General features: G+C 72.1%; 15 protein-coding genes. 2 read left to right on the forward strand and 13 right to left on the reverse strand.

All coding sequences use genetic code 11. The features are described from left to right. Nucleotides 1-6: 6 nt before the first annotated feature. The 6 genes from ACIQOE_RS04410 to ACIQOE_RS04435 all read right to left on the reverse strand — a co-directional run bounded on the left by ACIQOE_RS04410 (nucleotide 7) and on the right by ACIQOE_RS04435 (nucleotide 9,818). Nucleotides 7-1,167, reverse strand: a complete 1,161-nt coding sequence (locus tag ACIQOE_RS04410; protein ID WP_401410104.1) for a glycosyltransferase family 2 protein — start codon at nucleotides 1,165-1,167, stop codon at nucleotides 7-9. Nucleotides 1,168-1,553: 386 nt separating this feature from the next. Next, nucleotides 1,554-3,668: a hypothetical protein gene (locus tag ACIQOE_RS04415; protein ID WP_401409592.1), complete on the reverse strand. Its 2,115-nt coding sequence runs from the start codon at nucleotides 3,666-3,668 to the stop codon at nucleotides 1,554-1,556. Nucleotides 3,669-3,821: 153 nt separating this feature from the next. After that, nucleotides 3,822-5,321 carry a bifunctional cytidylyltransferase/SDR family oxidoreductase gene (locus tag ACIQOE_RS04420; protein ID WP_351319447.1) on the reverse strand — a complete coding sequence of 500 codons (1,500 nt, stop codon included), beginning with the start codon at nucleotides 5,319-5,321 and terminating at the stop codon, nucleotides 3,822-3,824. Between the two features lie 354 nt (nucleotides 5,322-5,675). Beyond that, complete coding sequence (locus tag ACIQOE_RS04425) at nucleotides 5,676-6,881, reverse strand: hypothetical protein (RefSeq protein WP_365572365.1); 1,206 nt, start codon at nucleotides 6,879-6,881, stop codon at nucleotides 5,676-5,678. A 204-nt stretch (nucleotides 6,882-7,085) separates the two neighbouring features. Then, entirely contained in the window at nucleotides 7,086-8,636 is a 1,551-nt protein-coding gene (locus ACIQOE_RS04430; protein ID WP_401409595.1) for an alkaline phosphatase D family protein, read from the reverse strand. Between the two features lie 270 nt (nucleotides 8,637-8,906). Next, nucleotides 8,907-9,818 (reverse strand): LysR family transcriptional regulator, encoded by a 912-nt coding sequence (locus tag ACIQOE_RS04435; protein ID WP_401410106.1) that lies wholly within the window; start codon nucleotides 9,816-9,818, stop codon nucleotides 8,907-8,909. Nucleotides 9,819-9,990: 172 nt separating this feature from the next. Between ACIQOE_RS04435 and ACIQOE_RS04440 the strand changes: the two genes are divergently transcribed. After that, nucleotides 9,991-10,875, forward strand: a complete 885-nt coding sequence (locus ACIQOE_RS04440) for an NAD(P)H-binding protein (protein WP_401409597.1) — start codon at nucleotides 9,991-9,993, stop codon at nucleotides 10,873-10,875. Nucleotides 10,876-10,920: 45 nt separating this feature from the next. Here the strand turns inward: ACIQOE_RS04440 and obgE are convergent, their stop codons facing one another. From obgE to ACIQOE_RS04470, 6 genes are all read right to left on the reverse strand, one after another. Then, nucleotides 10,921-12,363: a GTPase ObgE gene (gene obgE / locus ACIQOE_RS04445; protein ID WP_365559765.1), complete on the reverse strand. Its 1,443-nt coding sequence runs from the start codon at nucleotides 12,361-12,363 to the stop codon at nucleotides 10,921-10,923. 181 nt (nucleotides 12,364-12,544) lie between these two features. Next, the gene (gene rpmA / locus ACIQOE_RS04450) at nucleotides 12,545-12,799 is read right to left on the reverse strand and encodes a 50S ribosomal protein L27 (RefSeq protein WP_020940020.1); all 255 of its coding nucleotides are present in this window, start codon (nucleotides 12,797-12,799) and stop codon (nucleotides 12,545-12,547) included. A gap of 14 nt (nucleotides 12,800-12,813) precedes the next feature. Continuing rightward, entirely contained in the window at nucleotides 12,814-13,134 is a 321-nt protein-coding gene (gene rplU / locus ACIQOE_RS04455) for a 50S ribosomal protein L21 (RefSeq protein WP_030217740.1), read from the reverse strand. A 269-nt stretch (nucleotides 13,135-13,403) separates the two neighbouring features. Further along, nucleotides 13,404-17,486 (reverse strand): Rne/Rng family ribonuclease, encoded by a 4,083-nt coding sequence (locus ACIQOE_RS04460; protein WP_401409600.1) that lies wholly within the window; start codon nucleotides 17,484-17,486, stop codon nucleotides 13,404-13,406. A gap of 278 nt (nucleotides 17,487-17,764) precedes the next feature. Continuing rightward, nucleotides 17,765-18,529, reverse strand: coding sequence for a TIGR03936 family radical SAM-associated protein (locus tag ACIQOE_RS04465; RefSeq protein WP_351319434.1), 765 nt, complete (start codon nucleotides 18,527-18,529; stop codon nucleotides 17,765-17,767). A 108-nt stretch (nucleotides 18,530-18,637) separates the two neighbouring features. After that, nucleotides 18,638-19,483: a hypothetical protein gene (locus ACIQOE_RS04470; protein WP_401409602.1), complete on the reverse strand. Its 846-nt coding sequence runs from the start codon at nucleotides 19,481-19,483 to the stop codon at nucleotides 18,638-18,640. A 181-nt stretch (nucleotides 19,484-19,664) separates the two neighbouring features. On the opposite strand from ACIQOE_RS04470, the gene ACIQOE_RS04475 reads away from it, so the two are divergent. Beyond that, on the forward strand, nucleotides 19,665-20,018 hold the full coding sequence (locus ACIQOE_RS04475; protein WP_365559769.1) for a DUF805 domain-containing protein: 354 nt from the start codon (nucleotides 19,665-19,667) through the stop codon (nucleotides 20,016-20,018). 68 nt (nucleotides 20,019-20,086) lie between these two features. Here ACIQOE_RS04475 and ACIQOE_RS04480 read toward each other — a convergent pair whose 3' ends face one another. Continuing rightward, a complete protein-coding gene (locus ACIQOE_RS04480; RefSeq protein ID WP_401409604.1) occupies nucleotides 20,087-20,323 on the reverse strand; it encodes a DUF6400 family protein in 237 nt (78 codons plus the stop codon). Nucleotides 20,324-20,499: the final 176 nt, after the last annotated feature.

The following is a 20,499-nucleotide window of genomic DNA, read 5'->3' on the forward strand; positions in this document are numbered from 1 at the left end:
GTCCGGTCAGGCCGCCGCGGCCTTGACCTCGCGGGTCGGCAGCGACCTGCGGAGCCTGCGTGCGGCGCGCCGCAGGAAGGTGTTGGCCGCGTCCTCGCGGTAGCCCGCGACGGCGCGGGCCTCGCGGGGTTCGGCGAGGTAGATCCAGTCGGGGATGCCCGACTTCTTGACGCGGAAGTGCGGGTAGGCGAAGTAGACGCGGGTTCCGCGCTTCTCCAGGAGGGCCCCGGCCTGCTTCTTCGCGCGGACGAACTCGACGACGTCCAGGAGGAGGTCGGGGCGGCGGACGGCGACCAGGTGGAGTCTGAGCCGTTCGTGGACCCTGAGCCGGCGGGCGATCTCCGGGTTCCAGTGGGCGTCCATCAGGGGCTTGGCCAGCTCCATCTTCTTCGCCCGTACGTCGTCGCCGTCCTTGAGGAATTTCGGGCCGAACTGCGGGAGCAGGGTGACCAGGAACGGCCGGACCATGAGGGTGTCGCGCCGCGGGCCGGCCGGCACCATGTCCGCGATGAGGTTCATGAGGGCACGTGCCGAGTCGAAGCGCAGGGTGTAGCTGCCGCTCTTGGTGACGTGCTTGCCGTCGTCGCGGCCGACCAGGTAGTAGCAGGGGTAGTCGGCGACCACGGAGACGCCGTCGGCGCGCAGGTAGGCCTCCATGGTGAACAGCGCGTCCTCGCCGGTCCACAGGGACTCGTCGAAACGCATGCCGTGCTGTTCGAGGAGTGAGCGGCGGAAGAGTTTCTGCGCGCTGAGCGTGAACTTGATGTTGGACGAGAAGACGTCGGTCCGGTCGAGCGTCTTGCCCCACATGGACTGCGGGGGTTTGCGGTTGATTCCTTCGACCTTGCCGAGGACGACGTCCGTGTTGTTCTTGTCGGCCATGGCGACCATGCGCGCCAGGGCTTCGGGGCCGAGCCGGTCGTCGGCGTCCAGGAAGAACACGTAGCGGCCGGCGGCCTTGCCGAGGCCGACGTTGCGGGGGCCGCTGGGGCCGCCGGAGTTCTCCTGGCGGATGACCGTCACCGGCATGGCGGCGCGGGCCGCGAACTCCTCCAGGTACTCCCCCGTGCCGTCGGTCGACCCGTCGTCGACCGCGATGACCTCCATGCGTGCCGGGTCGAGCGTCTGGCCTTCCACGGAGGCCAGGCATTCGACGAGATACGGCATCGCTTCGTACGCCCCGATGATCACAGTCACATCAGGCTGCGCAACGACGGTCACGTTTCCCCCTAGTCAATGGTGCGTTCCCCCTGCGTCATCCGGATCGCAATGTTTTAGATGACCGGTGGAGGCAACCGGTTGCCTCGGGGCGCACTCGCAGTGGCACACGTCACACAACAGTGAGCCTGCCGTGTGGTGTACAGCGGGTTACGTCGGACAGTACGGATGCGCGGTAAGAGCTGCTCACCGAAGACGGCGAAGCGTCGGTAAGAAGAAGAGCGCGCATTTCTGAGCAGCGGTAAGAGGTCGCAACGGCCCGGAACGACGCCGAGGGGGCGCGGACCCAGGAAAGATCCTGGGTCCGCGCCCCCTCGGCGTCGTTGTGCGAGCGGTCAGCCGGTGGGGTTGCTCTCGGCTTCGCCGGCGGCCTTCAGCGTGTCGCCGGGCAGTACCTCGGCGAGTTCGGCAGCCTCCGGGTCGCCCGCCGCGATCAGGGCCTCCTGGCCCAGGTTGCGGGACTCGGCCTTGCGGGCGAGCGCGGCGACCGCGGCGTTGAACTGCTCGATGGAGGTCGGCTCGTCCGGTCCCAGCAGGTACTGCTTGAGTTCGCCTCGCTCCAGAGCCAGCGGATCGGCCGAAGGGTCGCGTACGGCGTCCAGCAGTGCGTCGAGTTCCTTGGCGCTGTTGGAGAGGATCACGGCCGCGCGTACGGCGGTGTTCGCCCGCTTGAACTCCTCCACGCCGACCTCGGCGGAGTCGGTGACGGCGTACGGCTTGCCGCTCGCGATGAAGTCGGAGACGACGCTGGAGATGTCGGAGACCATCGCGTCGGCGACGTTGAAGCAGTCGTACAGGCGCGGTTCGGCGCCGGTGACGACCTGGTGCTGGTGGTCGGGGAAGGAACGCCAGTGGGCGTCGTTCCACTCGGCGCGCAGCCGGGCGATCTCCTCGTGCTTCTTCAGGTCGACGACGTCGTCGCGGCTGGCCTCGGCCTCGTCGCGCTTCTCGCCGCCGGCGCCGGCCAGCTCGGCCAGGCGGGCCTCGATCCGGGTCAGGTCGGCCTGCGCGGCGGCCAAGGCGGTCGCGTCGGTGGTGAAGCGGGCGTCGGTGGCGCGCTGGGCGGCGGCCTTCTCCAGGAGGGCGGTGACGCGCCGGTGGGCGGCGCCCGCCTGGGCGCTGACGGTGCCGGTGAAGGGGTGCGGCTTGTAGAGGACGCGGACCGGCGGGTCGGCCTTGACCAGCTTCTTCACGATGTTCTCGCCGGCCAGCACGAGGGAGGTGTTGCCGGGGTTGCCGTCCCAGCCCTCCCAGGTGGGCGCGTACAGGACGGTCGGGCAGCGGCCGTCCGCGGGGGTGGCGGGCCCGCTCTGGATGGGGGCCAGCTGCGGGCGGCCGACCTCGACGATGTCGGCGTCGCGGACACCGACGTCGGCGATGGCGTAGCGGTCGCGGCCCGCACGGCCGGCGGTCCACACCTCGTCGTAGACCTTGCTGAACGGGTTGACGCTGGCCAGCTTGTCGCTGTCGCCGTGGCCGATGAAGACGTGCTTCATGGTGGGGACGCGCAGCAGGTGGATGTTCTTGCCGACGTTGGCCGCGTAGAGGGCGACGCGGACCGTGGCGAGGTCCAGGTTCATCAGGTGCACGCCGCCGGGCACGCAGATGACGGGGGCGGTGGTGGGCGCCAGGTTCTGCAGGATGACGCGCTCGCGGAGCAGGACCAGCGGACGGGAGTCCAGCTGTTCCATGGTCTCCAGCCACATGTTGACCTGGTAGGCGGAATCCTTGGAGCCGGAGAAGTACAGGACGGTCTCGGGCTTGTAGTGGCCCAGCCAGTCGTCGACGGCGGCCAGCACGGTGTCGGCGTCCGGCGGGGTCTTGCGGCCGCGCACGTACGGCATCAGCACCAGGACGTACAGGCAGCCCAGTGCGAGGGTGATCCCGATGCCGGCGAATCCGGCGATCGCGTTGTCGGTCATCGCCGAGATCAGCAGGCCGACGACGGCCGCGAGGTCGAGGTGGAGCATCTTCTCGGCGGAGCGGTCGAGCAGGCCCCGCGGCGGGGCGTCCGGGATGCGGATGCGGGACTTGAGGTCGACGTTGCGGGTGGCGACCGGCATCCGGCGGCGGTTGCGGATCAGCTGGACGAGCGCGCCGTGCGGGGCCTGGAGGCCGTAGGAGGCGATGAAGCAGGCGATCGCGCCGTAGAAGATCAGGTGGTTCGAGAGGTCCATCCGGGCCAGCAGCAGGATCAGCAGCAGCTGCCGGATCAGGAAGCGGATCGACAGACCGGCCCGGACCTTGCTCAGGCGGTTGACGAGATAGCTGCCCTTGCGGTGGAGGTAGTGGTCCGCCAGGTACGTGACGGCGGCCGCGGCCGCGAAGGCGTACACGCTCGGGACGAGCGCGGCGATCATGAGGACGGGGAAGCCCAGCATCATGAGTGCCGCCGCGGCCAGCTCGGCCGCGCTGCCCACCCGGGCGACGCGAATTGCGGTGGATATCACGGAGAACCTTTTGCTGACAAAAAGGCCGGAATTTGACCTTGCGGACGATCTGGGAAGTTGTCGATCGGAGATTCTTACGGTTCAGGCCCCTGTGAATGCTCCGCGAACGCGCAGCCACAGAGGCCTGAATTACAGCTGACTAAGGGACGTCGATTATGCCACGCCGTCCTGTCGGTCCAGGACACTGGCCAGCGCCTGCTCGAAGCCGGAGGCCTGGCCGGCGGCGGCCGTCGGGTCCTGCTGGCGGACGTCGATGACGTGGCCGGTGAGTTCCGACAGCAGCACGTCGAGGGAGGTGCGGGCGACGGCCTCGGAGGAGAGCAGCGAGCCCGACGGCTCCTGGCCGAACGCCTTGGTGCGCATCGGCGTGGCGGTGCGCTCGGGGTTGACGCAGTTGACGCGGATGCCGTCGCCGGCCCACTCGTCGGACAGCGCCTGGGTGAGGTTCACCATGGCGGCCTTGGTCGAGGAGTACAGGCTGTACTCGGCGCGGCCCCGGGTGTAGCTGCTGGAGGTGTAGAGCAGCAGCTGGCCCTTGGTCTCGGCGAGGTACTTGTAGCTGGAGCGGGCGATCTGCACCGGGGCCAGGTAGTTGACCTTCATCGCCTCTTCGATGGTGGCGTTGTCGGTCTCGGCGAGCTTGCCGATGCGCAGCACGCCCGCCGTGTTGACGACGTGGTCGATCCGGCCGGTCTCGGCGTACGCCTTGGAGAGCGCGTCGTCGACCTCCTCCGGGTTCTCCACGTGGGTGCCGGTGGTGGAGCGGCCGAGCGCGTAGACGTTCGCGCCGTAGGACTCGGCGAGTTCGGCGATGTCCTTGCCGATGCCGTACGAGCCGCCGAAGATCACCACGGTCTTGCCGGTGAGCAGCTCGCGGTAGGCGTCCTCGTCCTTCTGCTCGGGCGCGGCGGTGGAGCCGAGCTGGAACAGCTTGTCGGCGATGAAGACGTCGACGGGCTGGGTGACCTTCATGTTGTACTCGTCACCCGCGACGACGTGGATCGGGACGTCCGGCAGGTACTTGAGGACGACGGAGCAGTCGTCGGTGGCCTGGAAGTTCGGGTCGCCGTCGGCGACCTCGTAGGCCCGCTTGATCGTGGACAGCTTGAAGGCCTGCGGGGTCTGGCCGCGGCGCAGCCGGGAGCGGTCCGGGATCTCGGTGATGAACTCGCCGTCCTGGCCGTGCGTCCGGGTGACGATGATGGTGTCGGCGGACGGGATGGCGACGTCCACGGCCTCGTAGCGCTCCAGCGCGGTCACGCAGTCGTCGATGACGCGCCGCGACAGCAGGGGGCGTACGGCGTCGTGGAAGAGGACGTTGAGGTCCTCGCCCTCGGCCAGGCCCTCACCGAGGGCCGCGATGGCGCGCTCGGTGGTCTCGTTCCGCGTGGTGCCGCCCTCGATGATCTTCTTGACCTTGGTGAACCCGGCCTTGGCGACGATCTTCTCGACGTCCGGGACGTAGCCCGGGGCCATCAGGACGATGATGTCGTCGATCGAGTCGGTGTTCTCGAAGGTGGTCAGGGTGTGCTCGATGACTGCCTTGCCGGCGATCTTCAGCAACTGCTTGGGGATCGACAGACCCACCCGCTGGCCGGTGCCACCGGCCAGGATCACTGCGGTGGTTCGGGGCTTGGCTATGTGCTGGGACACAGGTGACCTACCTTGGGGCATCAGGGAACCTGGAAATGGTCCCACTTCGGGTTACCGGTGTGCAAGGTGAGCGCCGCCCGCCGCATATGTGCCCGCAACCTTTCATTCACCTTGCGGCGCTGGTGATGGGCATCGCCTCCCGGGCATCCGGGGAAGTTCCGTGAATTTGCTGTGAGTAACTGCACAAGGCATTCCGATTGCTGTGCGTGACGTGTGGCACGTCTCAGTCACACTAAGACGTGCCCCGTCGATGCCTTAGCGCGGCTAAGACGTGCCCCACCGGGCGGCCCGGCGCGCCCGAGCCCGCCCCTGCCCGTCCCGGTCCGCGCCGGCCCGTCCGGGCACAGGACCGGTTCAGCGTCGTCGCAGCTTCTTCAGACATCGGTGGCCCAGTACCCGCAGGAGGTCCTTCGACGACGTCTGGTGCACCGTCCGTGCTTTCGCCTCCGCGGTGTGGCGCACCGGCACCGCGGCGGCCGCGGCGAGCACGCCGTACAGGGCCTGGGCGGCGACCTCCGGTGCCATGCGGGCCTCGGCGGGGGCCGGGCCGCGCTGCCGGGGCACGGCGGAGAGCAGGGACGGGTCGCCGACGACGCGGACGCCCGTGGCGTCGATGTGCTGCGCCATCTCGGCGCCGATACGGCCGGCGGCCTCCACGGCCCAGTCGGGGGTGGAGATCCTGAGGTCGTCGGCGGCGGGGCTGCACGTGTTCTTCATATGCATGACGGCGCCGTTGCGGACGAGCTGGGAATAGAGCTCGTCGGGCAGCCCATTGCCGCGGAATTCCATGTTGAGCTTTCGCAGCATTTCGGTCTCGGCGAGGGTCAGGGAGCGGTTCGCCGTGTCCGGGACGGGCTGGAGGAGGTTCTCGGGCAGCCCGAGCAGTGCTTCGAAGGTGCGCATCAGGCTGTCACGGTCGCGGTCGTCGACCACGACGACGGTGAGCCGGTCGGCGCCGACCGCGCGGCTCCAGCGTTCCACCAGCCGGTCGTGCCGGTGGCGGCGCCAGAAGCTGGGGTTGGGCTTCTCGTAGGGGGCCTTGCGCAGCATGTGGTGCAGCCACTCCTCGTAGCCCATGCGCAGCCCGTTCTGCACGTACTGCTGCCACTGCGAGGGCATGATCCGGGCCAGCGGGCGCAGGGTGACCAGGACGTGCACGCGGTCGCCGCCGAGCTGCCGGACGATCCGGGCGACGGTTTCGTCGTCGGCGGCGTCGGCGAAGAACTCGCTGCTGATCACGGAGGTGCGGGAACCGGTGGCCTCGACCTGCTTGAGCAGGAGGGTCCAGTGCTTCTCGGTGGGCGCGATGTCGCCCATCATCGCGGGCCGGGCGCAGGCGGCGAGGACGGCCTCCATGGGATGCCGGCTGGTCGCCGGGAACTCCACGCCGTGTGCGGGCAGCTTGTCCTTCGCGGCGAAGAGGGCGCCCTGGACGGCCGTGGTGCCGGTCTTGTGCGGGCCGATGTGCAGCAGGCGGGTACCGGGCGGCAGGGCGGCGAGGGGGCCGGCGGTGCGCAGGGGGCTCGTGGGCCCTTCGGGGCCTATTGGGGCGTCGTTCACCGGGCTTCGCCTCTCGTACAGTCCGTCTCCATGGTGAAAGGAAGGTAAGACGTTTACCTGAGGTTCACCTGAGAGGAGCCTGGGACACGGATGAGTCCCAGGCTCCCGTCACACGGAGTCGTCGGCCTGCGGCCCGGATCGCCGGGCGCACGCGTGCTCCGCCCGGCGAACCGGTCGGACGGCGCGCACGCCCCGGTGCGCCGCTCAGACCACCCGTACGCCCGGTTCGTCCGCCTCGACGCGCAGGGTCGCGAAGGTGCTCGCGGTGGCCTGCGGCCGGACGACGGTGTCGACGACCCGCACGCGCGCGTCGATGCCGTCGCGGCGGATGTCGAAGAGGTGGTAGCCGCGGTGGGCGTCGATGACCTTCCAGTGCGGGTTGTCGGGCTTCAGCGGGTCGAACTGGGCGTGGAAGGCGGCCTGGTCCTGGTCGCCGTTGCTGGAGACGGAGGTGCCGACGAACTCGGCGCCGACGACGTCCGAGGACGGGTCGGCGAAGTCCTTCTTCAGGTCGCTGATCATCGTGAGGTGCCGGTCGCCGCTGAGCACGACGGGGTTGCGGATCGAGGCGAACTCGTCCAGCAGGGCGTTGCGTTCGACCTGGTAGCCGTCCCAGGCGTCGTAGTACCAGAGCTTTCCCTCGCCGGGCAGGATGTCGGTCTCGGCCATCATGATCTGCGAGGCGATCAGGTTCCATCGGGCCGGGGAGTCGTGCAGCCCGTCGAGGAGCCACTGCTTCTGCGCGGCGCCGAGCATGGTCAGGGAGGGGTCCTCGGCTGCCGCCTGGCTGGTGACCTGGTCGCTGCGGAACTGCCGGGTGTCCAGGACGTTGAGCCGGGCGAGGCGGCCGAACTCCAGGCGGCGGTACATCCGGATGTGCGGTCCGTCGGGGATCGCGGTGGCGCGGACCGGCATGTGCTCGTAGTAGGCCTGGAAGGCGGCGGTCAGCCGGGCGACGAACGCGTCGTGGGACTGCTTGTCGGGGTCCTGCGGGACCTGGCCGGCCCAGTCGTTGTCGACCTCGTGGTCGTCGAAGGTGACCACCCAGGGCGCGTTCGCGTGCATCGCGGCGAGGTCGGGGTCGCTGCGGTACTGGGCGTAGCGGTTGCGGTACTGCGCGAGGGTGTACGGCTCTCCGGTCCCCTCGTGGCGGCGCGGGCCGGCCGAGGACGGGGTGGACTCGTAGATGTAGTCGCCGACGAAGAGGACGACGTCGGGGTCCTGGGCCAGCATGTCGGCGTACGGGGTGAAGTATCCGTGCTGCCAGTTCTGGCAGGAGGCGAGGGCCACGCGCAGGGAGCCGCCCCGGGCGTGCGGGTGGGGTGCGGTGCGGGTGCGGCCGGTCGGGGAGATCCGGCCGCCGGCGCGGAAGCGGTACCAGTAGGTGCGGCCGGGGCGCAGTCCTCGTACGTCCACGTGGACGCTGTGCCCGTACTCGGGCCGGGCGTGGGCGGTGCCCCGGCGGAGGGGCTTGCGGAACCGCTCGTCCTCGGCGATCTCCCAGGCGACCGGGACGACGGTGTCGGGCATGCCGCCGCCGTTCAGGGGGTCGGGGGCGAGCCGGGTCCAGAGCACGATGCCGTCGGGGAGCGGGTCGCCGGAGGCGACGCCGAGGGCGAACACGCCGTCGGGCAGCGGGGTCTCGGCCGCCTGGGCGGAGGCGGGCAGCCAGAGCTGGGCGGACGCGGCGGCGGTGAGGACGGCGGCACCGGTGGTCAGAAAGCGGCGTCGGTCGGGCGATGGTGCTCCGGTCATGCGCGGACTCCCTTGCCACAGTGGCCTCTTGGACGGTCTGGCCTTCGGAAGCTCCCACGGGCGGACGGCCCGCGCGCTGAACGAAGGCCTTCGTGCGCATGACAACTAGGCATCCAACGGGCGACCTGGCCGCCAGAGGAACAGACCAGTGGCACGACCGTCGGACCACACCGGCGGACCACACCGGCGGACCACACCGGCGGGGCGACGCGGCGCGCCCACGGCCACCGGGACCCGCACCGGCTCCCGTCGGCGCGCCACCGGCCCCCGTCACCCCGTCGCCGGGCCGGCCCCCGCCGCCGCCGTGACCGCCGCCGCCAGCCGGTCGCGGAACCAGCGGTGGCCGGGGTCGGCCGAGTTGCGCGGGTGCCAGGCCATGCCGAACTCGACGGGATCGAGGGCGAGCGGGATCGGGAAGGTGCGCAGCCCCAGCGCGTCGATGGTGTCGTCGAGCCAGTCGGCGACGGTGAGGGCGACGAGGTCGGTGGTGCGGGCGAGCAGCATGGCGCTGGTGTGGCTGGGGACGACGACGGCGATACGGCGCCGGAGGCCGAGTCCGTCGAGGGCCCGGTCGATGGGGCCGAGGCGTCTGCCGTGCCGGGAGATGCCGATGTGTCCGGCGGCGGCGAACCGGCGGGCGGTGATCCGTCCCTCCAGCAGCGGGTGTCCGGCGCGGGCGACGCCGACCAGGGTCTTGCGGGCGAGCCGGCGGGTGCGGATCTCGGGGTCCAGACGGCCGAGGACGCCCAGTTCGACGTCGACCAGGCCCTGCCGCAGCGCGGGCCCGCCCTCCAGCGCCTCCGGTACGAAGACGACGTCGACGTCCGGGGCCTCGGCGTGGACGTGGTCGGTGAGGGTGCCGGCCAGGCCGACGAGGAGCAGTTCGGTGCTCTGCACGGTGAAGGCACGTTGCAGGTGGACGGGGTCGAAGCCGGCCCCGGGCCGCAGGACGTCGTCGCAGCCGCGCAGCAGTTCGGCGACCTGGTCGCGGAGTTCGAGGGCGCGCGGGGTGGGCACCAGGCCCTGCCCGGCGCGCACCAGGAGCGGGTCGCCGACGGCCCGGCGGAGCCGGGCGAGGGTGCGGCTGATCGCCGCGGGCGAGGTGCCGAGCCGCTCGGCGGCCAGCGTCACGCTGTTGTCCTGGAGCAGGGCGTCCAGGACGCGCAGCAGGTTGAGATCGATCAAAATGACCCTTCTGAGCTGCACTTTTGCGCCTGCGGCAAGGATTGCCTGCTCATCTTTGCATGGCGGTGCGGGTGGTGTGCGGCCAAGAGTGGTCCTCGCGGCGGGAGCGGGTCCGGCGGACCGGCCCCGCGGGGATCCGCCGCGTTCCACCGTCACGAAGGGCACGCACGTGTACGTCATCACCGCACCCACCAGCACCATCGGCCGTCTGGTCGTCGACGGCCTGCTCGATCGCGGCGAGCGGCCCCGTCTGGTCACCCGGGACGCCTCGCGGCTCGCTCCCGGGGTCCGGGCGCGGGCCGAGGTCGTCGAGGGTTCGCACGGGGAGGAGAGTGTGATCGACCGGGCCTGCGCGGACGCCGAGGCCGTCTTCTGGCTGGCGCCCGACGACCCGGCCGCGCCGACCGCCGACGCCGCCTACGTCGACTTCACCCGTCCCGCGGCGCGGGCGTTCGCCCGGCACGGGGTCCGGCGGGTCGTCGCCGTCACGGCGCTGGGCCGTGGCACGCGGCTCGCGGAGCACGCGGGTGCGGTGACGTCGTCTCGGGCGATGTGCGACCTGATCGCCGCGTCGGGGGTGAACTTCCGGGCGGTGGCGTGCCCGTCGTTCATGCACAACCTGCTCCACCACGTCGGGTCGATCAGGGAGCAGGGCCGGTTCGCGATGATGGCCGACCCGGATCTGCGGGCGCCGCTGGTGGCCGCCCGGGACATCGCCTCGACCGCCGTACGGCTGCTGCTCGACGGCACCTGGACGCGGTCGGGGGAGGTCGCCTGCCTCGGTCCCGAGGATCTGTCGCCGAACGACATGGCCCGGATCGTCTCGGAGGTGCTCGGCACCGAGGTCGGCTACCGGCGGATCACCGGCGCCGCGTTCCGGGAGCGCATGACCGGTTTCGGGATGAGCGAGGGGATGGCCCGGGGGCTGGCCGACATGTTCGAGGCGAAGAACAGGGGTCTGGACAACGCCGAGCCGCGCACGGCGCAGTCGACGACGCCGACGTCGTTCAGGACGTGGTGCGAGGAGGTGCTCAGGCCCGCCGTGACGGGCTGAACGCCCGGGGCCGGCCGGCTCCGGGCGCTCCTCCCCCGCTGCCGGTCACTCCTCGAACGGGTCGAAGTCCCCGTACTCGCGCAGCGACTCGTCGCGTTCGGCCTGGCGGTCGCGGCGGCGCTGCACGGCGGGACGCTGCTCCTCGAAGCGGTGGTCCTCGCCGCGGCGGCCGAGCATCTCGGCGCCGGCCATCACGGACGGCTCCCAGTCGAAGACGACGGCGTTCTCCTCGGGGCCGATGGCGACGCCGTCGCCGGAGCGGGCGCCCGCCTTCATCAACTCCTGCTCCACACCGAGGCGGTTGAGGCGGTCGGCGAGGTAGCCGACGGCCTCGTCGTTGTTGAAGTCGGTCTGCCGGACCCAGCGTTCGGGCTTCTCGCCGCGCACCCGGAAGAGGCCGTCCTCCTCCTGGGTGACGGTGAAACCGGCGTCGTCGACGGCCTTGGGCCGGATGACGATCCGGGTCGCCTCCTCCTTCGGCTTGGCGGCGCGGGCCTGGGCGACCAGGTCGCCGAGCGCGAAGGACAGTTCGCGCAGGCCGAGGTGGGCGACCGCCGACACCTCGAAGACGCGGTAGCCGCGCGCCTCCAGGTCGGGGCGGACCATGTCGGCGAGGTCCTTGCCGTCGGGGATGTCGGTCTTGTTGAGGACGACGATCCGGGGCCGGTCGTCGAGGCCGCCGTACTGCTTGAGCTCCTCCTCGATGACGTCGAGGTCGGAGAGCGGGTCGCGCTCGGACTCCAGGGTGGCGGTGTCCAGGACGTGCACGAGGACGCTGCACCGCTCGACGTGGCGCAGGAACTCCAGGCCGAGGCCGCGGCCCTGGCTGGCGCCGGGGATGAGTCCGGGGACGTCGGCGATGGTGTAGACGGTGGAACCGGCGGTGACCACACCGAGGTTGGGGACCAGGGTGGTGAACGGGTAGTCGGCGATCTTCGGCTTGGCGGCCGACAGGACGGAGATCAGCGAGGACTTGCCGGCGCTGGGGTAGCCGACCAGGGCGACGTCGGCGACGGTCTTCAGTTCCAGGACGACGTCCTGGAGGTCGCCGGGCACGCCGAGCAGCGCGAAGCCGGGGGCCTTGCGGCGGGCGCTGGCGAGGGCCGCGTTGCCGAGGCCGCCGCGGCCGCCCTGGGCTGCGACGTAGGAGGTGCCGTGGCCGACGAGGTCGGCGACGACGTTGCCCGCCCCGTCGAGCACCACGGTGCCGTCGGGCACGGGCAGGACCAGGTCCTGGCCGTCCTTGCCCGCCCGGTTGCCGCCTTCGCCGGGCTTGCCGTTGGTGGCCTTGCGGTGCGGGGAGTGGTGGTAGTCGAGGAGGGTCGTCACGGACTGGTCGACGGTCAGGATGACGTCGCCGCCGCGGCCGCCGTTGCCGCCGTCGGGGCCGCCGAGCGGCTTGAACTTCTCCCGGTGTACGGAGGCACAGCCGTGGCCTCCGTTACCCGCGGCGACGTGCAGCTCGACGCGGTCCACGAAGGTGGTCATGGTGGTGTGCCTCCTGGGGATACCCCCGGCCGGGGCCGGGGGGAGTACGGGGTGATGCCTATGTCAACACGCGAAAGGCGGACCCGCCTTCCCGATCGGGAAGTGAGGTCCGCCTCGCGGTGCGTCCGGTCCGGACCCTCCAGGGGGAGGGCCGGGTGCCGTCCGGTCAGAAGACCAGGACTCAGGCGACCGGAACGATGTTCACGACCTTGCGGCCACGGTGGGTACCGAACTCCACCGCGCCGGGCTGCAGCGCGAACAGCGTGTCGTCGCCGCCACGGCCGACGCCGGCGCCGGGGTGGAAGTGGGTGCCGCGCTGACGGACCAGGATCTCGCCCGCGTTGACGACCTGACCGCCGAAGCGCTTCACGCCGAGGCGCTGAGCGTTGGAGTCACGACCGTTACGGGTGGACGATGCGCCCTTCTTGTGTGCCATCTCTCCTCAGTCCCTTACTTCGCAGCCGCGGGGATCTCAGTGACCTTGATCGCCGTGTACTGCTGGCGGTGGCCCTGACGACGACGGTAACCGGTCTTGTTCTTGTAGCGCAGAATGTCGATCTTCTGGCCCTTGTGGTGGTCCACGACCTCGGCCTGGACCTTGATGCCGGCCAGCACCCACGGGTCGCTGGTCACGGCTTCGCCGTCGACAACGAGCAGGGTCGAGAGCTCGACCGTGTCGCCAACCTTGGCGGTGGAAATCTTGTCAACCTCAACGATGTCACCGACAGCAACCTTGTGCTGGCGGCCACCGCTGCGCACGATGGCGTACACGCGGATCTCACTCTCTCGCTCGGGGAACGGCACCCCCGCAGTCCAGCCGTCCGGCACGCGGGCGGCCTCTCCGGAACACCGTGTGCTCCGGAGGAAGAGGTTTACGGGGATGTGGCACGTCCTCATATCCATGGACACGCCGACGGTCAAGGTTACGGGGCGGTGGCCGAGGGGGTCAAACCGGGCCCGTGCGATGTGGGGCCGGTCACTCGGAGCGGGCCCCACGGGGTACGGGACCGGCCGCGCGGACCGGTCCCGTACCAGGGGTGTCAGGCCTCGTCGGAGGCGGCGACCGTGGCGGTCTTCTTCGCCGTCGACTTGGCGGCGGCGGTCTTGGCGGTCTTGGCCGCCTTCTTCGCCGTCGTCTTGGCCGTCGTCTTCTTGGCCGCGGTCTTCTTGGCGGCCGTCTTCTTCGCCGCCGTCTTCTTCGCGGCGGTCTTCTTGGCGGCCGTCTTGCGGGCCGTCTTCTTGGCCGGAGCGGCCTCCTCGGCGGCCTCGGCGGCCTCGGCGGCGGTGTCGGCGGCCTCCGGGGCCTCCGTCGCCGGGACGACCACGACGGCCGTCTCCTCCGACGCGGTCGGCGCGGTGGCCTTGCGGACCGCGCGGCGGCGCGGGCGGGCCGGTGCGGCGCTCTCGGCGGGCGCGGCCGCCTCGGGCTCCGCGGCCGTCTCCGCCACCGGCTCGGCCACGGGTTCGGCCACGGGTTCGGCCACCGCCTCGGTGGCCGGGGCGGACTCGGCGACGACGGTCACCACGGCCGTCTCGGCACCGGCCGGGGAGCCGGCGGGCGCCGACACCTTCCGGGTGGCCCGGCGACGGGTACGGCCCTTGGGCGCGGCCTCGTCGGCGGCCGGGGTCTCCGGCGCCTCGGGGGCCTGGACGACCGGGTCCTCCACGGCGACCGGCTCGGCGTGCGCCTCGGCGGCCGGTTCCGGCAGCACCTCGTGGTCGGCGCGCGCGGCCGGCGTCTCGGCCTCCGCGCCCCGGCCGCGTCCCGCGTGCTCCCTGGGCGCGCCGGCCGGAGCCGAGGCCCGGCGGCTCGCCCGGCGGCGGCCTCGGCCGCGTCCGGCCGCGGCCTCCGCCTCGGCGACGCTGCTGTACAGCTCCTCGTCGGGGGCGAAGTCCGGGGCGGGCAGCGCGACGGGGGCGGCGGCCTCGGCCGCGACCTCCGCCGCCGTCTCGGCCGCCTGGACGGCCTCGGCGTGCTCGACGGCGCCGTCGGCGGCGGCCGTGTGGGTCTCGTGCAGGTCGTGGTCGTGCTCGTGCCCGTCGCCGCCGCGGCCGCGCTTCTTGCGCTTGCCGCCGCCACCGCCGGAGCTCGGCTGCTCCATGTGGACGATGACGCCGCGGCCGTTGCAGTGCACGCACGTCTCGGAGAAGGACTCCAGCAGGCCCTGTCCGACCCGCTTGCGGGTCATCTGGACGAGCCCCAGCGAGGTCACCTCGGCCACCTGGTGCTTCGTGCGGTCCCGCCCGAGGCATTCGAGCAGGCGGCGCAGGACCAGGTCCCGGTTGGACTCCAGGACCATGTCGATGAAGTCGATGACGATGATGCCGCCGAGGTCGCGCAGCCGCAGCTGGCGGACGATCTCCTCGGCCGCCTCCAGGTTGTTCCTGGTGACCGTCTCCTCCAGGTTGCCGCCCTGGCCGGTGAACTTGCCGGTGTTGACGTCGACGACGACCATCGCCTCGGTCCGGTCGATGACCAGCGAACCGCCGCTGGGCAGCCAGACCTTGCGGTCCAGGGCCTTGGCGAGCTGCTCGTCGATCCTGTAGGTGGCGAAGACGTCGACCTCGGAGGTCCACCGCGACAGCCGGCCCGCGAGGTCGGGGGCGACGTGCGCGACGTAGCCGTGCACGGTCTCCCAGGCGTCCTCGCCGCTGACGACGACCTTGGAGAAGTCCTCGTTGAAGATGTCGCGGACGACCCGGACGGTCATGTCGGGCTCGCCGTACAGCAGCGCCGGGGCGTTGCCGTTCTTCGACTTCTTCTGGATCTCCTCCCACTGCGCCTGGAGGCGTTCGACGTCGCGGCGCAGCTCGTCCTCGCTGGCGCCCTCGGCGGCGGTGCGCACGATGACGCCCGCGTCCTCGGGGACGATCTTCTTGAGGATGGTCTTCAGCCGGGCCCGCTCGGTGTCGGGCAGCTTGCGGCTGATGCCGGTCATCGAGCCCTCGGGCACGTACACGAGGTAGCGGCCCGGCAGGGAGACCTGGCTGGTCAGGCGGGCGCCCTTGTGGCCGATCGGGTCCTTGGTGACCTGGACGAGCACGGACTGGCCGGACTTGAGGGCGGCCTCGATGCGGCGCGGCCCGTTGGCCATGCCGAGCGCCTCGAAGTTGACCTCGCCGGCGTACAGGACGGCGTTGCGGCCCTTGCCGATGTCGATGAAGGCGGCCTCCATCGAGGGCAGCACGTTCTGGACCTTGCCCAGGTAGACGTTGCCGACGTACGAGGTGGCCTGCTCCTTGTTGACGTAGTGCTCGACGAGCACGCCGTCCTCCAGGACGCCGATCTGGGTGCGGTCGCCGTGCTGGCGGACGACCATCACGCGCTCGACGGCCTCGCGGCGGGCCAGGAACTCGGCCTCGGTGATGATCGGGACGCGGCGGCGGCCCTGCTCGCGGCCTTCGCGGCGGCGCTGCTTCTTGGCCTCCAGACGCGTGGAGCCCTTGATGGACTGCACCTCGTCGGACGGCTCGGACTGCTTGCGGGGCTCGCGGACCTTGACGACCGTGCGCTCGGGGTCGTTGTCACCGGGCTCGCTGTCGGAGGAGGAGTCCCCGGCGCGGCGCCTGCGGCGACGGCGACGGCGGCTGCTGGAGGATCCGGCGGCCTCGTCGTGGGCCTCCTCGTCGTCCTCTTCCTCCTGGTCGGCGGTGTCGGTGGCGTCCTCGTCGGCCTGCTCGGCGGCGATCTCGTCGCTGTCGGCGTCGCCGCCCTCGCCGTCACCGGCGTCACCGCGGCGACGGCGGCGGCCTCCGCGGCGGCGACGGCGGCGGGACCCGGCCTCCTCGGTGTCGTCGTCACCGTCGGCGGCGTCCTCGGCCTCGTCGGCAGACTCCTCGGGCTCCTCGGTCTCGTCCTCGGCGGCGGGCCGGGCGGCCGGGGCGTCGTCGGCGGCACCACGGCGCCGGCGCCGGCGGCGCGATCCGGTCTCGGCCTGCTCGGACTGCTCGGCCTGTTCGGCCGGCTCCGGGCGGTAGGGGGCGACTTCCTCGGGCTCCTCGGTGACCGCGGCGACGGCGGCCGCCTCGGCGGCGGCGCGCTCCGGGGTCTGGAACTTCGGCTCGGTGAACACGGGCGCCTGGAACACGGCCACGGCGGGCCGGGCGGGGCGGCGCTGCGCGTCGTCCTCGGCGGACGCGGCAGCGGCGGCGGGCTCGGAGAACCCGACGGCGGCCTGCCGTACGACCCGGCGGCGGCGCCTCGGGGACTCGGTCTGCGCCTCCTCGGCGGCGGGCGCCTCGGTGGTGGAGGTGACGGCCGGGGCCTGGACGGCCTGCGGGGCCGCGGCGGGGGCTTCGGCGGCGGCCTCGGGCGCGCCGGCGGGCGCGGTGACCTTGCGGGTGGCGCGGCGCCGGGTGCGGGGCGCGGGCGTGGTGGGCTCGGCCTCGGGGGCGCCCGGGGAGGTGCCGCCGGTCTCGGCGGCGGGCTCCTCGACGGCCTCGGGGGTCTCGGGGGCCGCGGGTGCGGTCTCGGCGGCGGTCTCGTCCGCGGCCGGGGTACCGGCGGGCGCGGAGGCGCGGCGGGTGGCCCGGCGGCGGGTGCGCGGGGCGGGCACGGTCTCCTCGGCGGCTTCGGCGGTCTCGACGGCCTCGGCGGTCTCGTCCGTCTCGGGGGCCGCGGACACCGCGGGTGCCTCGACGGCCGCTTCGTTCCCCGTGGTCTCGGCCTCGGCCGTCTCGGCGGGGGTGGTGACGCGGCGCGTGGCACGCCTGCGCGTCCGGCGCGGCGCGGCCTCCTCGTCGCTCTGCACGGTGGTCTCGACGGCCTCGGCGGGCTCGGTGGCAGCCGTGGTCGCGGGCAGGACGGTCTCGGCCGTCTCGACGGCCTCGGCTCCCGTGGGGGCGCCGGCGGGCGCGGAGGCGCGGCGGGTCGCCCGGCGGCGGGCGCGCGGGGCGGCCTCGGCGGTCTCGTCCGCCGCGGCCGTCACGGTCGGGGCCTCGTCGGCCGCCGCGGTGACCGCCTCGGCGGCCGTCACGGCCGGCGCGGTGGTCTCGGCCACGGCGTCGGTCCCGGCGGGCGGTCCCGCGGGGCGGGAAGCCGCTCGGCGACGCCTGCGCGGGGGCAGGGTGTCGCTGGGGGTGTTCGGTTCGGAGCCCTCGATGGGCTCGGTCGGTTCGAGCATGCGGGCGGTTCTCCCGTCAGGCTCCCGGGCGCCGCGCCTGATCCGGCGTCGTTCGGTTCGAGCGACCGCCGGTGACGTCCGCGGCTCGCGCGATGCGCGGTGCCGCCGTGTGGGGCGCGGGCGCCGCACAGGAGCTCTCTGTGTCCTGTCTCGCCGGTTCCGTACGCCTTGTCGCGGACGGCCTGGCGAAAGTCTTCTGGTCGGTGCGCTGCCCGACCCAGGTGGCTCCCGAGTACGAGGGCTGCGCGTAACGACGTCCGTCCTTCGCGGGACCTTCCCTACGCGGGCACCGTCGCGGTGGCAGCGGGTTCGGCCTTCGAGAGGGCCGCAACTGCCTCGCGGTCGGGCGCGAGCGGGTCGGTCACCGTGCCGGTCTCTTCATCGAGCAGCCCCTGCGCCAGCCTGGTCACCGCTGCGGGGACCGGCGGCGCCAGGTCGGCCACGGCGCGGAGACCGGACAGGACGTCGTCGGGTCGTACGGCAGGCGTCACGTGCCGAACAACCAGCCGCAGTATCGCACAGGCCTGGTCGCTCGGCCTATCAGCCGTTTCATTGTGCGTTTCAAGTCGTACGACGGCGGGGCGTGCGTCGAAGGTGCGGACGCCGTTCTTGGTCATGCGCTGGACGTCGACGGCGTCGGCCGCGTTGAACGCGGCGACGGCCGCCGTGGCCAGTTCCGGGTCCAGGCCGGGCAGCCGCATCTCCCACACGGAGGCGGTGAGCCGGTCGGCGAGGCCGGAGGTGCGGGCCTCGACCGCCTCGACGATGTCGAGCCCGGCGGGCAGCGACTCGTCGAGGAGGACGCGCAGCGGCTCCGGGTCGCGGGCCGCGGTGAGCGCGATCTCCAGGTACTCGGCCTCGCTGCCGGTGCCGGTGGGTGCGGCATTGGCGTACGACACCTTCGGGTGCGGTGTGAACCCCGCCGAGTACGCCATGGGCACCTCGGCGCGGCGCAGCGCACGCTCGAAGGCGCGCTGGAAGTCACGGTGGCTGGTGAACCGGAGGCGGCCGCGCTTGGTGTAGCGCAGTCGGATGCGCTGCACCGCCGGTGCGGGCGGCGGGCCTTCGGGCTGTCGCTTGCCCAGTGTCGTCAGTCCTTCGTGGTTCTCGTGGGGGCGGCCGTGCCGCGGGGGCCGTGCTGCCGTGTCCTGCTATCCATCAAGAGTACGTGTGTCGCGGCCCACGGGTTCCCGGCGGTCCGCGGCGGGCGGCCGGGACGGGGCGCCGAACAGGGCGCGGCGCAGGTCGGCGCGGGCCTGCCGGACGGCGCGGCCGACCGCCCGTGCGACCTGGGCGGCGGGCCTCAGCAGGTGGTCGCGCAGGACGTGCCCGACCGGGGTGAGGACGGTCCGGTGGAGCAGGCGGGCGGGTTCCAGGAGGATCCACCGGAAGAGGGTCCCCAGGATCCGTCCGAGGGCCCGTGCGACGTGTCCTGCGGCCCGCCAGGCGAGTCCGAGGGCGTCCAGGATCTCCTTGAGGACGATGAGCAGGACGCGGCCGGCCGGGGCGAGGATCCAGCGCCACAGGGCGGCGGCGGGCAGCACGAGGAGGACGCGCGCGGTCCAGTACAGGGCGGTGACCAGCTGTGCGAGCAGCCAGGCGACGGCTCGGGCGACGGGTTCGAGGATCCGCAGCAGCGCGTGGCCGAGCGGGGTGAGCACGCGCGCGTAGAGCCATGCGAGGGCGTGGCCGAGGGGGGTGAGCAGGTGGCGGTACAGCCAGATCAGCGGCACGACGACGAGGACGTGCAGGAGCCGGGCGGCGGCGTGGCCGACGGGGGTGAGGACGTACCGCCACAGGAAGCGCGCGACGGCGACGACGAGGTATCGCCACAGGAACCGGGCGACGGCCGCGAAGGCGTCCCAGAGCAGCCGTACGGGGAGGACGACGAGGAACACGACGATGCGGACGGGGATCCTGATCGCGACGACCAGGCACCCTTCGGGCTGCTGTGTCGGCGGCGGCGGTTGCCGGTACGGCTGTTTCTGCATGTCCATGGCCGTAGAGACGCTATCGCGCACGGAGCGGATGCGATCGGCCACCCTTGATCACCGAACGGCGGCGAGAAGATAACGTTTGACCCGCGCACGCCAATCTGGATGGATCCGGCCATGGCGGCTTGATTTGCTGGGCGCCAGCCAAATCTTGAGCCTTTCTTGGGTCCTTGGGGGACGAACAATGAACTGGTACGTGGACGTACTGAAGAAGTACGCGGTGTTCAGCGGCCGTGCGCGCCGGCAGGAGTACTGGATGTACACCCTGTTCAACGTGATCGCCGCCATCGTGCTGGCGATCATCGGGCGGGTCATCGGGTTCCCCGCGCTGGTGGCCGTCTACTACCTCGCGGTGCTGGTGCCCAGCCTCGCGGTCGCGGTCCGTCGCCTGCACGACACCGGCCGCTCCGGCTGGGCGATCCTGATCGGCATCATCCCGCTGGTCGGCGGGATCATCCTGCTGGTGTGGTTCGCCTCCGAGGGCAAGCCCGAGGCGAACCAGTACGGCGAGAACCCGAAGCACGCGGTCGCCGTCTGACGCGCTGTCACGCCGAAGGCCCGCCGGATCCGTCCGGCGGGCCTTCGCCCGTCTCCGGGGCGGCGGTGTCAGCGGCGGGGCAGGACACCGGCCGCGACGAGCGCGTCGTACAGCCGCTGCTGCTCCTCGTCGAGCCCGGAGTACAGCAGGTCGTACGCCTCCTCCTCGCCGCGCAGCGCCGCGACGGGGTTCCAGTCGTCGCCGAGGGCCGCCATGACGTGGGCGCGCCGGGTCATCTCGTGGCCGGTGAGGTCGATGTCGAAGGCGACCGGTTCGGCGGGAAGGGGGGCATCGGAACTGGACATATGACCGAATTTAGGCAGCCCGGTCCGCCCGCGACAAGAGTCCGTGGGACACCTCACAGCAGGTCGTCGCCGGCAGCCCGAGCCGGTGCGCAGGCGCGGAAGAGGGCCACCGGCCGCGGATCGGCCCGCGACCCGGTCCGGGACCTCCTGAGAGAATCCGCACCCCCGTTGTGCTG

This window comes from Streptomyces sp. NPDC091282, assembly GCF_044757385.1.
GTDB lineage: Bacteria > Actinomycetota > Actinomycetes > Streptomycetales > Streptomycetaceae > Streptomyces > Streptomyces gramineus.

Excerpts from the sequence above, each read along its gene's own strand:
- ACIQOE_RS04410 (WP_401410104.1), bottom strand. The coding sequence starts at position 1,167 with ATGCCGTATCTCGTCGAATGCCTGGCCTCCGTGGAAGGCCAGACGCTC.
- ACIQOE_RS04430 (WP_401409595.1), bottom strand. The coding sequence starts at position 8,636 with ATGACCGGAGCACCATCGCCCGACCGACGCCGCTTTCTGACCACCGGT.
- obgE (WP_365559765.1), bottom strand. The coding sequence starts at position 12,363 with ATGACCACCTTCGTGGACCGCGTCGAGCTGCACGTCGCCGCGGGTAAC.
- rpmA (WP_020940020.1), bottom strand. The coding sequence starts at position 12,799 with ATGGCACACAAGAAGGGCGCATCGTCCACCCGTAACGGTCGTGACTCC.
- ACIQOE_RS04460 (WP_401409600.1), bottom strand. The coding sequence starts at position 17,486 with ATGCTCGAACCGACCGAGCCCATCGAGGGCTCCGAACCGAACACCCCC.
- ACIQOE_RS04470 (WP_401409602.1), bottom strand. The coding sequence starts at position 19,483 with ATGGACATGCAGAAACAGCCGTACCGGCAACCGCCGCCGCCGACACAG.
- ACIQOE_RS04475 (WP_365559769.1), top strand. The coding sequence starts at position 19,665 with ATGAACTGGTACGTGGACGTACTGAAGAAGTACGCGGTGTTCAGCGGC.
- ACIQOE_RS04480 (WP_401409604.1), bottom strand. The coding sequence starts at position 20,323 with ATGTCCAGTTCCGATGCCCCCCTTCCCGCCGAACCGGTCGCCTTCGAC.